Annotated in this window: 15 protein-coding genes; 11 read left to right on the forward strand and 4 right to left on the reverse strand. The window is 68.1% G+C overall.

Annotated features, from left to right (window positions below; genetic code table 11):
- Positions 1-242 precede the first annotated feature (242 nt).
- The 3 genes from nthA to N7I30_RS05850 are packed head-to-tail and all read left to right on the forward strand — an operon-like array spanning position 243 to position 1,952.
- Complete coding sequence (gene nthA, locus N7I30_RS05840; RefSeq protein WP_498637386.1) at positions 243-914, forward strand: nitrile hydratase subunit alpha; 672 nt, start codon at positions 243-245, stop codon at positions 912-914.
- Entirely contained in the window at positions 911-1,573 is a 663-nt protein-coding gene (nthB, locus tag N7I30_RS05845) for a nitrile hydratase subunit beta (RefSeq protein ID WP_498637388.1), read from the forward strand. The genes nthA and nthB overlap by 4 nt, the downstream gene beginning before the upstream one ends.
- Positions 1,560-1,952, forward strand: a complete 393-nt coding sequence (locus tag N7I30_RS05850) for a nitrile hydratase accessory protein (RefSeq protein WP_498637389.1) — start codon at positions 1,560-1,562, stop codon at positions 1,950-1,952. The genes nthB and N7I30_RS05850 overlap by 14 nt, the downstream gene beginning before the upstream one ends.
- Before the next feature lie 74 nt (positions 1,953-2,026).
- Here the strand turns inward: N7I30_RS05850 and kdgD are convergent, their stop codons facing one another.
- The 3 genes from kdgD to N7I30_RS05865 form a co-directional block, all read right to left on the reverse strand.
- Entirely contained in the window at positions 2,027-2,917 is an 891-nt protein-coding gene (kdgD, locus tag N7I30_RS05855; RefSeq protein WP_498637391.1) for a 5-dehydro-4-deoxyglucarate dehydratase, read from the reverse strand.
- A gap of 57 nt (positions 2,918-2,974) precedes the next feature.
- On the reverse strand, positions 2,975-3,718 hold the full coding sequence (locus tag N7I30_RS05860; protein ID WP_188074936.1) for a FadR/GntR family transcriptional regulator: 744 nt from the start codon (positions 3,716-3,718) through the stop codon (positions 2,975-2,977).
- A 169-nt stretch (positions 3,719-3,887) separates the two neighbouring features.
- A complete protein-coding gene (locus N7I30_RS05865; protein WP_498637393.1) occupies positions 3,888-4,877 on the reverse strand; it encodes a 2-hydroxyacid dehydrogenase in 990 nt (329 codons plus the stop codon).
- Between the two features lie 194 nt (positions 4,878-5,071).
- On the opposite strand from N7I30_RS05865, the gene N7I30_RS05870 reads away from it, so the two are divergent.
- From N7I30_RS05870 to N7I30_RS05890, 5 genes are all read left to right on the forward strand, one after another.
- A complete protein-coding gene (locus N7I30_RS05870; protein WP_498637395.1) occupies positions 5,072-5,977 on the forward strand; it encodes a dihydrodipicolinate synthase family protein in 906 nt (301 codons plus the stop codon).
- A 121-nt stretch (positions 5,978-6,098) separates the two neighbouring features.
- Positions 6,099-7,082, forward strand: coding sequence for a Bug family tripartite tricarboxylate transporter substrate binding protein (locus N7I30_RS05875; protein WP_498637397.1), 984 nt, complete (start codon positions 6,099-6,101; stop codon positions 7,080-7,082).
- A gap of 61 nt (positions 7,083-7,143) precedes the next feature.
- Positions 7,144-7,617 carry a tripartite tricarboxylate transporter TctB family protein gene (locus N7I30_RS05880; protein ID WP_498637399.1) on the forward strand — a complete coding sequence of 158 codons (474 nt, stop codon included), beginning with the start codon at positions 7,144-7,146 and terminating at the stop codon, positions 7,615-7,617.
- Positions 7,617-9,137, forward strand: a complete 1,521-nt coding sequence (locus N7I30_RS05885; protein WP_230785463.1) for a tripartite tricarboxylate transporter permease — start codon at positions 7,617-7,619, stop codon at positions 9,135-9,137. The genes N7I30_RS05880 and N7I30_RS05885 overlap by 1 nt, the downstream gene beginning before the upstream one ends.
- Before the next feature lie 108 nt (positions 9,138-9,245).
- Positions 9,246-10,178 (forward strand): AEC family transporter, encoded by a 933-nt coding sequence (locus tag N7I30_RS05890; protein ID WP_498637401.1) that lies wholly within the window; start codon positions 9,246-9,248, stop codon positions 10,176-10,178.
- Positions 10,179-10,198: 20 nt separating this feature from the next.
- Here the strand turns inward: N7I30_RS05890 and N7I30_RS05895 are convergent, their stop codons facing one another.
- Positions 10,199-10,522 (reverse strand): NIPSNAP family protein, encoded by a 324-nt coding sequence (locus N7I30_RS05895; RefSeq protein ID WP_040325145.1) that lies wholly within the window; start codon positions 10,520-10,522, stop codon positions 10,199-10,201.
- A gap of 297 nt (positions 10,523-10,819) precedes the next feature.
- Here N7I30_RS05895 and N7I30_RS05900 point away from each other — a divergent pair, with 297 nt between their 5' ends.
- The 3 genes from N7I30_RS05900 to N7I30_RS05910 all read left to right on the forward strand — a co-directional run bounded on the left by N7I30_RS05900 (position 10,820) and on the right by N7I30_RS05910 (position 14,960).
- Positions 10,820-12,448, forward strand: a complete 1,629-nt coding sequence (locus N7I30_RS05900; protein ID WP_498637404.1) for a CHASE domain-containing protein — start codon at positions 10,820-10,822, stop codon at positions 12,446-12,448.
- Between the two features lie 305 nt (positions 12,449-12,753).
- The gene (locus N7I30_RS05905; RefSeq protein WP_498637406.1) at positions 12,754-13,587 is read left to right on the forward strand and encodes a FadR/GntR family transcriptional regulator; all 834 of its coding nucleotides are present in this window, start codon (positions 12,754-12,756) and stop codon (positions 13,585-13,587) included.
- 59 nt (positions 13,588-13,646) lie between these two features.
- On the forward strand, positions 13,647-14,960 hold the full coding sequence (locus N7I30_RS05910; RefSeq protein ID WP_498637408.1) for an ABC transporter substrate-binding protein: 1,314 nt from the start codon (positions 13,647-13,649) through the stop codon (positions 14,958-14,960).
- Positions 14,961-14,975: the final 15 nt, after the last annotated feature.

Here is a 14,975-nt window from a genome sequence, read left to right on the forward strand (position 1 = left end):
GGCCGTGCCTGCGCCGCCACGTCGCTCCATCGGCCTGTGGTGCGCCTCAACACCCGTCCGGGTCAACGGGGGAATGCGAGCCGCCCTCCGCTATGCGCTGCACGCTTCCGCACGGGTCCCGGAACGGGTGGTAATTCCCCCTGCCGGGCTTATCATCGCAGCAGGGCGCGCGGACGCCGGCGCAAGGCCGCGACACCGGTCGATGCACGGCGAGGCCCGCGAAGACAGATCCGGGAGGAACCATGACGGGATCGCACGGCAGGGACGGTGATCATCACGCCCACGGCCATCACCACGATCATGATCACGACAACCATCTCGACCCGATGACCGCCCGGGTCATGGCGCTGGAGACGATCCTGACCGAGAAGGGCATGGTCGACCCGGACGCCCTCGACGCCATCATCGACACCTACGAGACCAAGGTCGGGCCGCGCAACGGCGCCAGCGTCGTCGCCAAGGCCTGGAGCGACCCGGCCTACGCCGACTGGCTGGCGCGCGACGCCACCGCCGCCATCGCCTCGCTCGGCTTCACCGGCCGCCAGGGCGAGCACATGCAGGCGGTGTTCAACACGCCCGAGCGCCACAACCTCGTCGTCTGCACCCTGTGCTCCTGCTATCCCTGGTCCGTGCTCGGCCTGCCGCCGGTCTGGTACAAGTCGCCGCCCTATCGCTCGCGCGCCGTCTCCGATCCGCGCGGCGTCCTGCGCGAATTCGGCGTCGCGCTGCCGGACGACGTTTCGGTGCGGGTCTGGGACTCGACCGCCGAGTTGCGCTACCTCGTCGTGCCCGAGCGCCCGGCCGGCACCGACGGCCTGTCGGACGCGGCGCTCGCCGCCCTCGTCACCCGCAATTCCATGATCGGCACCGAGCGTGACCTCGGCCCGCATGCCGCGCCGGAGACGCCGGCATGAACGGCCCCCACGATCTCGGCGGTCGGCACGGCTTCGGGCCCATCGCGCCGGAGGCGGACGAGCCGCTGTTCCATGCGCCCTGGGAGCGCCGTGCCCTCGCCCTGACGCTCGCCGCCGGCGCGATGGGCCATTGGTCGATCGACGAAAGCCGCGCCGCCCGGGAGGATCGCCACCCGGCCGACTATTACGGTTCGTCCTATTACGAGATCTGGACCAAGGGCCTCGAGACGCTGCTCCTGCGCCACGGTCTCATCAGCTATCGCGAATTGCGCGCCGGCCGGCCCCTTGATCTGACCGTGCCGCCGAACCGCGTCCTGAAGGCCGACGCCGTTGCGCCGGCTCTCGCCAAGGGCAGTCCGGCCAACCGCGACCCCGAGGGCAGCGCCCCCGACTTCGCGCCGGGCGACAGGGTCCGCACGCTGAACCTGCAGCCGCGCCATCACATCCGCCTGCCCGCCTATGCCCGCGAAAAGACCGGCACCATCGAGCGCGTGCAGGGCTTCCATGTCTTCGCCGATGCCAGCGCCAAGGGCGACGACCATGTCGCGCACTGGCTCTACACCGTGGTCTTCGACGCATTTACGCTGTGGGGCGGCGACGCCTCGCCCGACGACACCGTCTCCATCGATGCCTGGGAGCCCTATCTTGAGCACGCCTGAGACCGGCATTGCCGCGGCCTCGCCGGGCCTGCCGCGCGACGCGGCGGGTGAGCCCGTCTTCTTCGCGCCCTGGCAGGCCAAGGCCTTCGCCATGACCGTCGCGCTGAACGAGCGCGGCATCCTCGCCTGGACCGACTGGGCCGCCGCGCTCGGCCGCGCCTGCGCCAGACTGCCCGCCGGCGGCCCCTCACCCGAAGCCACAGCCGACGCCTATTTCACCGCCTGGCTCGCGGCGCTCGAAGAGATCCTCACGGCGCGGGCGCTGGTGAGCGCCGATGCCGTCGATGCGGCGCAGGCCGTCTGGCACCGCGCCGCCGAGGCCACCCCCCACGGCACGCCGATCCGCTACGAGGCCGGCCTGCCGACCCCAGGCGACTGACCGCCCGACGCAGAACGGCCCCGCGATCGCGGAGCCGCCCGGCAGGTCTGAACCGATCGCGACCTGAAGACGCGCTAGATCAGCGCCTTCAGCATCGTCTTCTCCTCGGCCGTCAGATCGGTGAGCGGCGGCCGGACCGGGCCGGAGCCACGGCCGATCAGTTCGACACCCGCCTTGATGATCGACACCGGATAGCCGACCTCGCGGTCGCGGATCTTGGCGAAGGGGAAGAAGAACTCGTCGAGGATCGTTGCCATGGTCGCCGTGTCGTCGGCCCGCATCGCGCGGTAGAAGCGCTGCGCCAGCTCCGGCACGAAATTGAACACCGCCGAGGAATAGGTGGTGACGCCGATGGCGTTGTAGGCCTCGGCGAACAATTCGTGGGTCGGCATGCCGCCGATATAGCAGAAGCGGTCGCCGAGCTTGGCGGTGATCTGCCGCACGACGCCGATCTGGCCGGTGCCGTCCTTGAAGCCGACGAGGTTCGGGCAGGCATCGGCCAGCCGCGCTAGCGTGTCGGCGGTGACGATGGAATTGGCGCGGTTGTAGACGATGACACCGAGCCCGGTCGCGTCGCAGACCGACTTGATGTGCCGGAAAAGGCCTTCCTGGGGCGCACCGATCAGGTAATGCGGCAGCAGCAGCAGGCCGTCGGCCCCGGCGGCTTCGGCGCGCCGCGCGATGTCGCGGGCCAGTTCGCCGCCATAGCCGCAGCCGGCGATGATCGGCACGTCGCCGGCGACGTCCTTGGCCGCCGCCGTCACCGTGCCGACCTCTTCCGGCGACAGCGAGAAGAACTCGCCGGTGCCGCCGGCCGCGAACAGCGCCGCGGCATCGAAGCCGGCCAGCCATTCGACGTGACTGCGGTAGCTGTCCAGGTCGAGCGACAGGTCCTCGTGGAAATGCGTGACCGGGAAGGACAGCAGGCCGGAAGCCAGCCGGCGCTTGAGTTCACTGGGCGACATGGGCTCTCCAATCATACGACGTCTCGCAGATGACGTATGATGACTTGAGCCCTGCTGTCAATCGCTGGCGGGCGCCGGCCGGGTCGCGCGGGTGATGGCGCGGTAGCGCTTGATGCCGCCCTGCAGATGGCGCCGCATGGCGTCGCGGGCGGCCTCGGGATCGCGCGCCCAGATCGCCTCGGCCACCTGCGTGTGCTCGGCTAGGAGCTGTTCGTCCCGGTTCGGCAGCGGATCTATGCCGCCCATCGCCTTACGAAACTTGACCCGCGGGATGATCCGCCGGCCGACATGCTCCAGAAACGCCTTGAAGCGTTGGTTATTGGTCGCCGTGGCGATGGTCATGTGGAAGGCGAAATCGGCGTTGTCGGTCGGGCGCCCCTCCGCCACCAACCGCTCGAAGCTTTCGAGCTGTGCCTGGATCTCCGCCTCCTGGGCCGGCGAACTGCGCAGCGCCGCAAGCCCCGCGGCCTCGACCTCGATGCCCAGCCGCAGCTCCAGCTCCTCGATGATGTCGGAAATCTTGTCGGTCGCATCGGCAAACAGCGTCGGCAACTGCTCGCGCTGGCGCGGACCCAGCACGAAGACACCGACGCCCTGCCGCGATTCCACCAGGCCGTCGGCGCGCAGCGCCGCGATCGCCTCGCGGATCACCGTCCGGCTGTAGCCGAAACGCTCGACCAGCACCGGCTCGGTCGGCAGCTTGTCGCCCGGGGCGTAGTCGCCGGCTTCGATCCGCTCGCGCAATTCCTCCGTGACGCGCACCGTCAGCGGCCGGCTGTCCTTGGCTTGTCCTGTCACCACCCTGCCTGCTTCCTCCCTGCGATCCGCCTTGGGGTCGCCATCTGCGGCTCTGCATCGTGCCATGCAGTTCGCGCGCGTCGCCACCTCAACATATGATGACATACCGCGTCGATGACCACGATCACGGCTTTCGTCGCACGCCCGCCGTTCCGGTGAATTGTGCGAGAGCTCAGCCGGCAGGACGCACGACGTTGCTGCATGCCCGGCCGGTGAAATGGCGGTTGATGTTGTCCGCCATGGTCGCCTGGCGCCGTCTTATGGTGCCGTCCGTCCAGGCCGACATGTGCGGGGTCATCACCACATTCTCGAGTGCCGCGAAATCGAAGCGGGACGGCGCCGTCACATCGCCTTCGGCCCCCGGATAGCGGTACCAGGTGTCGATGACGGCCCCGCCGATGCGGCGATGGGACAGGGCCTCGTACAACGCCGCCTCGTCCACCACCGGGCCGCGCCCGACATTCACCAGCACCGCATCGGGTCGCATCTGGTCGAAGGCGGCCGCATCGACGAGCCCGCGCGTCTCAAGCAGCAGTGGCAGCGACACAACGACGAAGTCCGCCGCGGCGTAGAACGCCGACAGATCGTCGAGGCCGTGGCTGGCGTCCACGTCGCCGGCCACCGGCACCCGGCTGCGATTGGCGACGTGGACGGCCATGCCGAATGCCTTGGCACGGGCTACGACCGCCCGGCCGATATGGCCGAAGCCGAGCAGCCCCAGCGTCCTGCCGCCGATCTCGCCATGAATGTTGGCCGCCGCACCGGCGCGGTAGGGCCACTCGCCCTTGCGCAGGCGCCGGTCGGCATCGAACAGCTTCACCTGATGGGACAGGAGCGCCGCCATCACATATTCGGCCATGGCGGGCTCGTGCCCATAGCAATTGCAGACGGTCGCGCCAGACGGCAGCGCGTCGAGGGCGATGCCGTCGGTTCCCGTGGCCGAGACGTGATAGAGCCGCAGCCGCTCCGGCCTTGGCTGCAAAGCCTGGAAGCGATTGCCGATGATCACGTCGGCCCGGCGCAGCGCCTCCGCATCGGCCTCAGTCGCCGGCTCGTCCGGCACAAGGCGAATCCTCGCCTCAACCTCGAGCAGGGCGTCGAAGCCTTCGACGAAGGAGGCGGCATTGCGCCCGTGAAAGACGATTTCGATCGCGTCTGCCATGCGTCCCCGCTGTGCTGCACCGGCGGCGGCGCGCGAGCGTCGTCCGCCAGTGACCGTCCCGGCCGATTGACAGGCCGAACCATCAGTGTCTTTATGCAGTGATCATATGGCATCGGCAAGAGATCATATGATGAGCGGCAGGGAGACGGGCCGCCGCATCTGCCATGCGAATTCAAGGCACGCCGGGAGGCACAATGCTCGCAGCCATGAAGGGCGTCTACATCGTCGCCCAGACGCCGTTCGACGCGGACGCCGGGGTCGACCTTGCGAGCGTCGACACGCTGGTCGACTTCTACTGCCGCCATGGCGCGGATGGCTTCACCGTGCTGGGCGTCAGCGGCGAGGCCGGCAAGCTGACGGAGACGGAGTCGCTGGCCGTCGCCAAGCGCTACATCGCCCGCGCCGGCGGCCGGCCGGTCATCGTCGGGGTGAGCAGCCCCAACCTCGCCCAGCTTTCCCAGCTCACCGCGAAGGTGATGGACGCGGGCGCCGCGGGCGTGATGATCGCGCCAGCCAGCGGCATCCGCACCGACGACGAGCTCGCCCGCTATTTCGATCACGTCTTCACCGCCATCGGCGACGTGCCGGTGGTGCTACAGGATTTCCCCGGCGCGACCAATGTCGGCATGTCGGTGCCGGCGATCCTGTCGCTGGTCGAGCGTCATCCGCAGATCCAGGCGATCAAGCAGGAAGACCTGCCGAGCCTCAACAAGATCACCCGACTGCGCCAGGGCGGCGGCCGCCGCGTCGCCATCCTGACCGGCAACAACGCCATGTATCTGCCGCTCGAACTGGCGCGCGGCGTCGACGGGCCGATGGCCGGCTTTTCCTATCCGGAGATGCTGTCGGGCGTGTACCGCCTGCACATACAGGGCGACACGGACGCGGCGAACGATCTCTTCGAACGCTACCTGCCGCTGCTGCGCTACGAGGCGATGGGCTTCTGGGGCGTGGCGGCCCGCAAGGAGGTCATGCGGCGGCGCGGCGCCATCCGTCACGCCACCATGCGCCAGCCCGGACCGGCTCTGACCGCCGAGGACCATCGCGAGATCGACGCGCTGGTGGCAAGGGTCGAGGCGCGGCTGGCCGAGGCCGCCTGACGGCCGGGCGCCGCCCCGCGGGGACGGTCGCAGGAATCGGGGAAGACGGTCCGGCGGCACGCGGCGCCGGATCGAGGCAACGGGGGCGACCCCTTCAGTTTCAACATGGGAGGACAGACGCATGCATCATCTCAGGACCCTTGCCGCCACGGCGGCGACCGCAGCCATCGTGGCCATCGCCGCGCCGACCGCGGCTCAGGACTACCCCACCAAGGACATCCGCCTCGTCGTGCCCTGGGGCGCCGGCGGCGGCACCGACGGCATCTCGCGCAAGGTCAGCGCGATCGCCGAGAAGGAGCTCGGCCAGACCATCTATGTGGAGAATGTCGAGGGCGGCATGAGCGCCAACGGCATCATGAACGTCATGTCGGCACGCCCGGACGGCTACACGATCGGCGTCCTGACCTATGACAGCGTCATCACCGTGCCCTACCAGCAGCTGCTGCCGGGCTACGAGCTCGACAAGCTGCAGATGATCGGCCGCCTGACCAACGAGTCGGACGCCATCATCGTCGCAGACGATGCGCCCTACCAGACCATCGACGACCTGATCGCCGCCGCCAAGGACGCGCCGGGCGACGTCAAGGTGGCGATCCAGAACACCGGCTCGCGCACCCATCTGGCGATGCTCGAACTGGAGAAGCTCGCCGGCATCGATCTCGACCTCATCCCCTATCCGGGCGGTGCCGGTCCCCAGAAGGAGGCCATGCTGTCGGGCGAGGTCGTGATCGCCGTCACCAGCCTCGGCGATTTCGCCAACCTCCTCGACGAGGGCGACGCACGCGGGCTGGTCGAGTTCTCCGACGCGCCGAACCCGACCTACAGCGACGTTCCCGACGCCAAGTCCGCCGGTCTCGACCTGCGGTCCGGCAGCTTCATCATCGTCGCCGCGCCGGCCAAGACCCCGGATGACGTCGTCGCCAGGCTGGCCGAGGCCTACCAGCAGGCGCTGGAAGGCGAGGAGTTCCAGGAATGGGTCTCCAAGGTCGGCGTGACGCCCGGCTGGCTCGGCCCCCAGGAGGTCACCGACTGGGTCGCAGAGCAGCAGGAAGCCGTCTTCGCCCAGTTCGACAAGCTGAAGGCTGACGGCGTCATCGCCCAGTAATCCCCGTGCGGCGGCGAAGCCTCGGCCTCGCCGCCGCACTGCCCTGTCGCATGGACATCCGATGCTGCAAAAGCCCACCGTCATCCGCCAGCTGATCCTGCCGGCCGTGCTCTTCGTCGTCACGACGATCTATCTCGTCGCGGCGCTGGGCATCCGGCCGCAATATGACGAGGGCCTCGTCGGCCCGTCCTTCCTGCCGATCGTCATCAGCGTCGTCATGTATCTCGGCCTCGCCGCCGTCGCGCTGAACATCGTTCGCGCTGCGCCTACCGCCGACGAAGCGCCGCGCGAGCCGCTGAACCTGCGGCCGGCCATTCTGGTGGTCGCGGCGACGGCGATCTACATCGCGGTCTTCGAGCCGCTCGGCTACGCGCTCTCGACGCTGCTCTACGTGTTCGCGCTGCTGCACGTCTTCCGCATGGACGCCAACGTCCTCTGGCGGCTGGTCTACGCGGTCGTCATCACCGCCGTCTTCTACCTGCTGTTCCAGGTCTTCTTCCACGTCCGGCTGCCGACCCTGACGGAGTGGCTGTAATGGAATTCGCGCTTCACATTCTCGGCGGCTTCGCCGCGCTGACCGACCCGACCGTCCTGTTCTACATGATCGTCGGCTTCCTGATCGGCACCTTCTTCGGCGCCGTTCCCGGGCTCACCGCCGTCCTGGCGATCGCCCTCCTCCTGCCGATCACCTACAGCCTCGACGTGACCGCGGCGCTGGTCATGTGCGCCAGCATCTTCATGTCGGGCATGTATGCCGGCAGCATCACTGCCACGACCATCAACATCCCCGGCGCGCCCTCCTCCATGATGACCGGCGTCGAAGGCTATCCGCTGATGCAGCAGGGGCACGGCGCCAATGCGCTCGGCCACGCCGCCCTCGGCTCGATGATCGGCGGCACCATCGGCGCGATCTTCCTGATCCTGTTCACGCCGATCGCCGCGAGCCTCGCCCTCCTCATCCAGACGCCCGGCAAGTTCTCGCTGATCCTCTTCGCGCTGGTCGTCATCGGCATCTCCCAGCGCGGTGCCATCGCCAAGAGCGTCGTCACCACCGCCCTCGGCGTGATGATCGCCACCATCGGCATCGATGTCATGCAGCCGGTGGCACGCTTCACCTTCGGCACCTCGACGCTGGTCGAGGGCATCGGACTGATGTCCGTCGTCATCGGCACCTTTGCCATCAGCGAGCTGCTGATCCAGGCACGCGACGTCATGCATGCCCGCACCGTGGACAAGGATCATGTCGCCAGGCTCGCCATCAAGCGCCGCGACTTCGTGCCCTTCCTCGCCGAGATCCGCGAGATCGGCGTCTGGACCTATCTGAAGAGCGCCATCATCGGCTTCTTCATCGGCGTCCTGCCCGGCGCCGGCGGCTCGATGGCGTCCTTCGTCTCTTATGCCGACGCCATGCGCCGCTCCAAGCGGCCCGAGCTCTACGGCAAGGGCAGCCGCGAGGGCATCGCCGCGGCCGAGACCGCCAACAATTCCATGTGCGGCGGCGCCTTTGTGCCGATGCTGATGTTCGGCATTCCCGGCGACCCGACCACCGCCATCGTTCTCGGCGTCCTGATCATCAACGGGCTGCAGCCCGGCCCGCGCCTGCTCGAGAACCAGATCGACATGATCGCGCCGATGTTCGCCTCGCTCCTGGTCAGCGCGCTGATCCTGATCCCGGTGACGCTCTATCTGCTCGGGCCGTATTTCGTCCGCATCGTCTCCATTCGGAAGGCGCTGCTCTATTCCTCGATCGCCGTCGTCGCGCTGGTCGGCAGCTATGTCGCCACCTTCTCCAGCTTCCAGATGCTGCTGGCGCTGGTCTTCGGCATCATCGCCTTCTTCCTGCGCACGGCCGGCTATCCGACCGTCACCCTGCTGCTCGGCTTCATCCTGGGACCGGATCTCGAGCAATATCTCCGCCGCTCGCTGCAACTGGCCAAGGGCGATCCGACGACCTTCCTCACCAGTCCGGACAGCCTGTTCTTTCTGGTGCTGACGGCGCTGTTCTTCTATTTCATGGTGATCAAGCCACCCCGAACGCCGGCAACGGCTTCCTGACCCACCTCGCCATTTTGCTCATCGCAACCACCAACGCCGCGGACCACGGGTCTGCGGCGTCGGTCGTTCGCCCCGCGGTCCGGATACCCGGCCAGACACGGTGACCCGATGCTCCTGTCGCTCGTCGACCGGCTCGCCCCGATCTTCCTTCTGATTGCCGTCGGCTACCTGCTGGTGCGCCGGGGCATCCTGACGCCGGGCGGCCTTGACGGGCTGACCAAGCTCGCATTCTGGGTGCTGATCCCGGGAACGATGTTCCTGACGGTGTCCTCCATCCATGTCGGCGAGGTGCTCAACCTGGAAGTCTGGGGCGTCTATTTCGGCAGCATCGCCGTCACCGCCCTGGTCATCTACGCGGCGCTGATGCTGCGGCCCGAAACCGGGCGCGCCGAACGCATCGTCCTGGCCTTCGGGGCGGTCTATTCGAACCTGGCGATCGTCGGCATTCCGGTGATCGGCATCCTGTTCGGCGACCGCGGGCTGGTCGTCCTGACCGCCCTGATCACCATCCATGCGGCTGCCCTGATCACCCCGACGGTGATGCTGATGGAGGGGACGAAGCGCGCCGATGGACCGCGGCGCTCGCTTCTCGGCGCCCTTGGCAACCAGCTTGCCAACCCGATCCTCCTGTCGATCGTCGTCGGTCTCGTGGTCAGCGGCACAGGCCTGCCGGTTCCCGGCTGGCTGCAGGCCTTCACGGGAATGCTCAAGGCGGCGATGCCAGCGATTGCGCTGATCATCATCGGCGCCGGTCTCCACGGTCAGGAGATCCGCGGTAATGTCGCAACGAGCGCCGTCGGCGTGGCGGGCAAGATGGTGCTCCTGCCGCTGGTCGTCTTCGGCGTCGGCTCGGCCCTCGGCATGACGCGGGAGGTGCTGGCGCCGCTGGTCGTCGCCGCCGGTCTGCCGCCGGGCATCAACGCGGTGATTATGGCTGCCGCCTACCGGACCGCGATCGACCGGACCTCGACCATGATGCTGGCCTCGACCATCCTGTCGCTCGTGACGATCCCGCTGCTGGCCCTCTTCGTCACGGCGTGAGGGCCAGCAACGGGACAGGTTCAGCGCTTGGCGGGCGCGAAGGCCACCGGCGTCATCAGCTTGTTCTCCTGGCTGACCAGATAGCCGGCCTCGGCGCTCTTGCCGAGATAGGACTGCCAGTCCGGATCGGCCTGCAGCGCGGCGCGCCGGGCCTCGCGGTCGGCCGCGTCGTCGTAGCACCAGATATGGGTGTAGGAATTCACCGGTCCGGTCTCGGTGACCATGTAGGCCAGCGGCTCGCCCAGATGCCGGCTCTGCGGCCCGTAGCCATGCGCCTCGTAGAGCGCCAGATGCTTCTTGATGGTGCCCGGCCGGCAGCTATAGGTGCGAACGTCGTAGAGCATTGCGGCTCCTCCCTCTTGCGATAATTCCGGACGCGGGATCCGTTCGGTTCCCGTCCCCCGCCCGGCTTCCTTCTGACCGGTTGGCAGCCCCATGCCAAGCATCGACCGCGCGGCCGCGCCCCGCAACATCGCCGCCCCGTGTGCCTCGCCAGCATGGGAAAAGCCGTGCCGGACCGGCAACCGCCGCTTTCAGCCTTACGAAGGACGTTTTTTGGCCGAAAAGGGGCCGGATCACACTTCCCGCCGCGAGAGCTGCACTATAGGGAAGCCGATCTGCTCCGATCCGGGTCTCGCCTCTTGCGCAAGCATCTCGTTCCGGCGGCCATTCTGGTCGTCTCCTGCGCTTTCGCGCTCGCGCTTGCGGCCCTCGTCTGGCGGTCAAGCACGGAGAGCGACCGGCTGCGCTTCGAGAGCTTCGCCGACGATGCGGTCGGCCGCATCGAGAGCCGCCTCGACCTGCATGTCTCGCTGCTGGAATCCACCCGCGCCTATATGGGCGTCGCCAATGCCGGGCGGGACCGCGACAGCTTCGCCGCCTTCGTCGGAGAGCTCGATCTCGACGGCCGCTACGACGGCATCCAGGGCATCGGCTTTGCCGACGCCATTGCGGTCGCCCAGACCGGCGAGACCGCCAGCACCATTGCGGCGAGCTATGGCCTCGACCGCGGCGTCTGGCCGGTGGAGACCGACCAGACGGTCCGCACGCCCATCCTGCTGCTGGAGCCGCAGGACCACCGCAACTTCGCGGCGATCGGCTTCGACATGTTCTCCGACGCAACGCGGCGGGACGCCATGCGCCGCGCCGCCCGCACCTCCCGGCCGTCCGCCACCGCGCCGGTGCAGCTGGTCCAGGAGATCGACGAGAACCGGCAGACGGGCTTCCTCGTCTACCTGCCGCTGCGCGAGGCTGAGGACGGCACCGACGAGGGCGACGCCATCCGCCGCACCGGCGGCTTCGTCTATGCGCCGTTCCGGGCGGGCGATCTGGTCTCGGCCGCTCTGGCCGCTGGCCGGGACCTGCCGGTCCATGCCAAGGTTTACGACACCGAGGTCGCGCCGGATCGCCTGCTCGTCGCCTATGGCCAGGCGCGCAGCTCGACCCTCGCGACCGATTTCGCCACGGTCCGCGAGGTCGATTTCGCCGGCCGCCGCTGGGTCATCGAACTTGCGCCCGGCACGGCGTTTCCCCGCACCGCCTCGGACCTGCCGGCCCTGCTGCTGGCGCTTGTCGGTGTGGCGCTGTCGGTGCTGATGGCACTGCTCGTCCTGTCGCAGACGCGGCGCGCCGAAGCCGTCGCCGCGCTGGCGGATTCCAACGCCCGCAGCCTCGACCAGAAGGATCTGCTGCTGCGCGAGATGAACCACCGCATCAAGAACTCGATCACGCGGATTCTGGCCATCGCCCGCCAGACCGCGCGCTACTCGGCCGATCTCGACGCGTTCATGGCCTCGTTCAGTGCCCGGCTCGCGGCGATGACGACCTCCCAGGAACTCCTCACCGAATCCGATCGGAAGCTCGCCCGGATCGGCGATCTCCTGGCGGCCGAACTCGGCCAGGTCTTCGGCGAGGACATGCGCAACTGCACCCTTGCCGGCCCGACCATCGAGATCGATGCGACGGCGGCCCAGTCGCTGGGCCTGACCTTCCACGAACTGGCGACCAATGCCCTGAAATACGGCTCGGTCGCCGATGGCGACGGCGCGCTGCGGGTCGAATGGTGGCGCGAGGGCGACGAGGTCGCGATCGACTGGATCGAGCAGGGCAAGAAGGATTTCACCGCCTTCGAACCGGCCCGCAAGGGCTTCGGCACCCGCCTGATCAACATGAATATCGAGCGCGAGCTCGGCGGCCGGATCGGTCGCGAGTTCGGCGCGCGCGGCCTCACCGTCCGGCTGCGCTTTCCGGCGATGCGGATCCACGGCTGACACGGGCCGCCGGGCCTGTCTGTCCCCTCGTCCGCTCCTGCCGCCGCGCCGGCCCCGTCCGCCACAACATAAATCACGCCATGCGTGCACTGCCGCAAGTGCGTCGCAGCAGAAACTGGCCCCTCTTCGGTCAGGAGAATACCACTCCTTGCGAACGCAAATTCGCAACGCAGCAAGTGCGGTGCAATGCGGATTTATGCCTGACGGTTACTTGACCGACCTGTGGCAAAGACGGATTGTCCGACAAACAAGACGGATGAGGAAACCGTCGCCGGGCTAAAATGCCCACAGGGAGGAAGACTGGATTGACGACGCCCGCGTCGCATCGATCCGTCGCAGCCGGACCGTCGGGCCTGGGAGAGCCGGACGGATCGCAGCAGACGGACACCCGGTTCTCGGCCGTCGAGAGCACGCCGACCTATCGGCTGGTCTTCGAGAGCATCGAGCGGGCCATTCTGGAAGGCCGCCTGCGGCTCGGCGACCGCCTGCCGACCGAGAGCGAATTGTCCGCCCAGTTCGGCGTGCACCGCTCGACAACGCGGGAAGGCCTGCGGCTCCTAGAGCAGAGCGGCCTGGCCGAACGCGGTGACGGGCGCCGGCTCTATGCCGCCGCACCGCGGGCCGGTGACCTGAGCACCCGTGCCAGCCGCGCGCTTCTTCTGCAGCGGGTCACATTCGACGAATTGTGGGCGCTGCTGCATGCCATCGAGCCGGCCGCCGCGGGAGAAGCGGCCCGGGCGATCGGTCCCGATCAGATCGCCGCGCTGGAAGCCAATGTGCAGGCGACCCGGGCGGCGGTCGAGGCGGGCGAGATCCTCACCGCCTGGGACATCGAGTTCCATGCTCTCGTTGCCGAGGCAACCGGCAACATCGCCTGGCAGCTCGCCCGCGAGCCGGCCGCGATGCTGCTGTTCCCCGCCAATGAGCGGATGCTGCCGAAGCTGCCCGGTGCCGGTCACCGACTGGTCACCGCCCATGCGGCGATCCTCGAGGCCCTGAAGGCCGGCAGCGTCGCCGACGCCGTCCTGTGGATGCGCCGGCATATCGAGGACTTCCGTCGCGGATGGCTGGTGGCCGGGCTCGATCCCGGCGCAACGGTCGGTGAGGAGAGCGCGGCGGACGGCACACAGGGACGATAGGCCGGACCGTTGCGGTCCGGCCTAGAGCACAAGCAAGCAACAAAGGGAGGAAAGTGTTCATGTCGAAGACCCCGAAATCCAGGACGGCCCGGCTTCTCGCCGGGGTCATGTCCGCCGCCATCGTCGTCGGATGGGCGGCACCGTCCACGGCGCAGGAGGAGACGTTCAAGATCGGCGTCGTGACCTTCCTGTCCGGCCAGGCTGCGCAGAGCTTCGGCGTGCCCGCCTGGAACGGCGGCCAGGTGCTGATCGAGAAGCTGAATGCCGGCGAGGCCCCGGCGCCCTACGCCACCAAGGGTTTTGGCGGCATGACCATCGAGGCCGTGGTGCTCGACGAGGCCGGCGGCGCCACCACCCAGGTCCAGGAGTACCGCAATCTCGTCCAGCGCGAGAAGGTCGACGCCGTGGTCGGCTATGTCGGTTCGGGCGACTGCCTCGCCATCGCGCCGGTCGCCGACGAGCTCAAGCAGTTCACCATCCTCTACGATTGCGGCACACCCCGCATCTTCGAGGAGAACGACTACAATTACGTCTTCCGCACCGCCGCCAACGCGACGATGGATAATGTCGGCCTCGCCCTCTACCTGAAGGCGCTCGGCGAAGAGGTCTCGACCTATTCCGGCATCAACCAGGACTATGCCTTCGGACAGGACAGCTGGGCCGACTTCAAGGCGGCGATGAGCCAGGTCTATCCGGACGCGACCGTCACGGCCGAGCTGTTCCCGGCCTTCGGCGCCGGCCAGTACGGCACCGAGATTTCCGCCCTCATGCAGAAGCGCGCCGACGTGGTGCACTCCTCGCTGTGGGGCGGCGACCTCCAGGCGCTGATCCTGCAGGCGCTGCCGCGCGGCCTGTTCCAGCGCAGCCAGGCCGTGCTGTCGGCCTCCGACCACGTGCTACCGCCGCTCGGCAACACCATGCCCGAGGGCGTCATCATCGGCGCCCGCGGCGCCTATGGCTACATGGCCCCCGAGAGCGAGCTCGATACGTGGTGGAAGGACATCTACGAGACCAAATACGATGTCTTCCCGGTCCAGGCGCCCTACCGCATGGCGCAGGCGATCCTGGGCCTGAAGGCCGCCGTCGAAAAGGCGATGGCCGAGAATGGCGGCAAGAAGCCGAACAGCGACGAGTTGGCCGCCGCCATGAAGGGCCTGAGCTGGGAAAGCCCCGGCGGCCTGATCGAGATGACCAACGGCAACGGCCATCAGGCGATCCAGCAGATCGGTTTCGGCCGCACCGTCAAGAACGACGCGGGTGACATCATCCTCGGCGACGTCATCCGCTTTCCCGCCCGCTGCGTGAACGCACCGGAAGACGTCAAGGGTCTCGACTGGATCAATGGCGGCTTCGAGGGAGCCCAGTGCGACTGATCCTCGCGCCCATCA

Source organism: Aurantimonas litoralis, from assembly GCF_026153195.1.
Lineage (GTDB): Bacteria > Pseudomonadota > Alphaproteobacteria > Rhizobiales > Rhizobiaceae > Aurantimonas > Aurantimonas coralicida.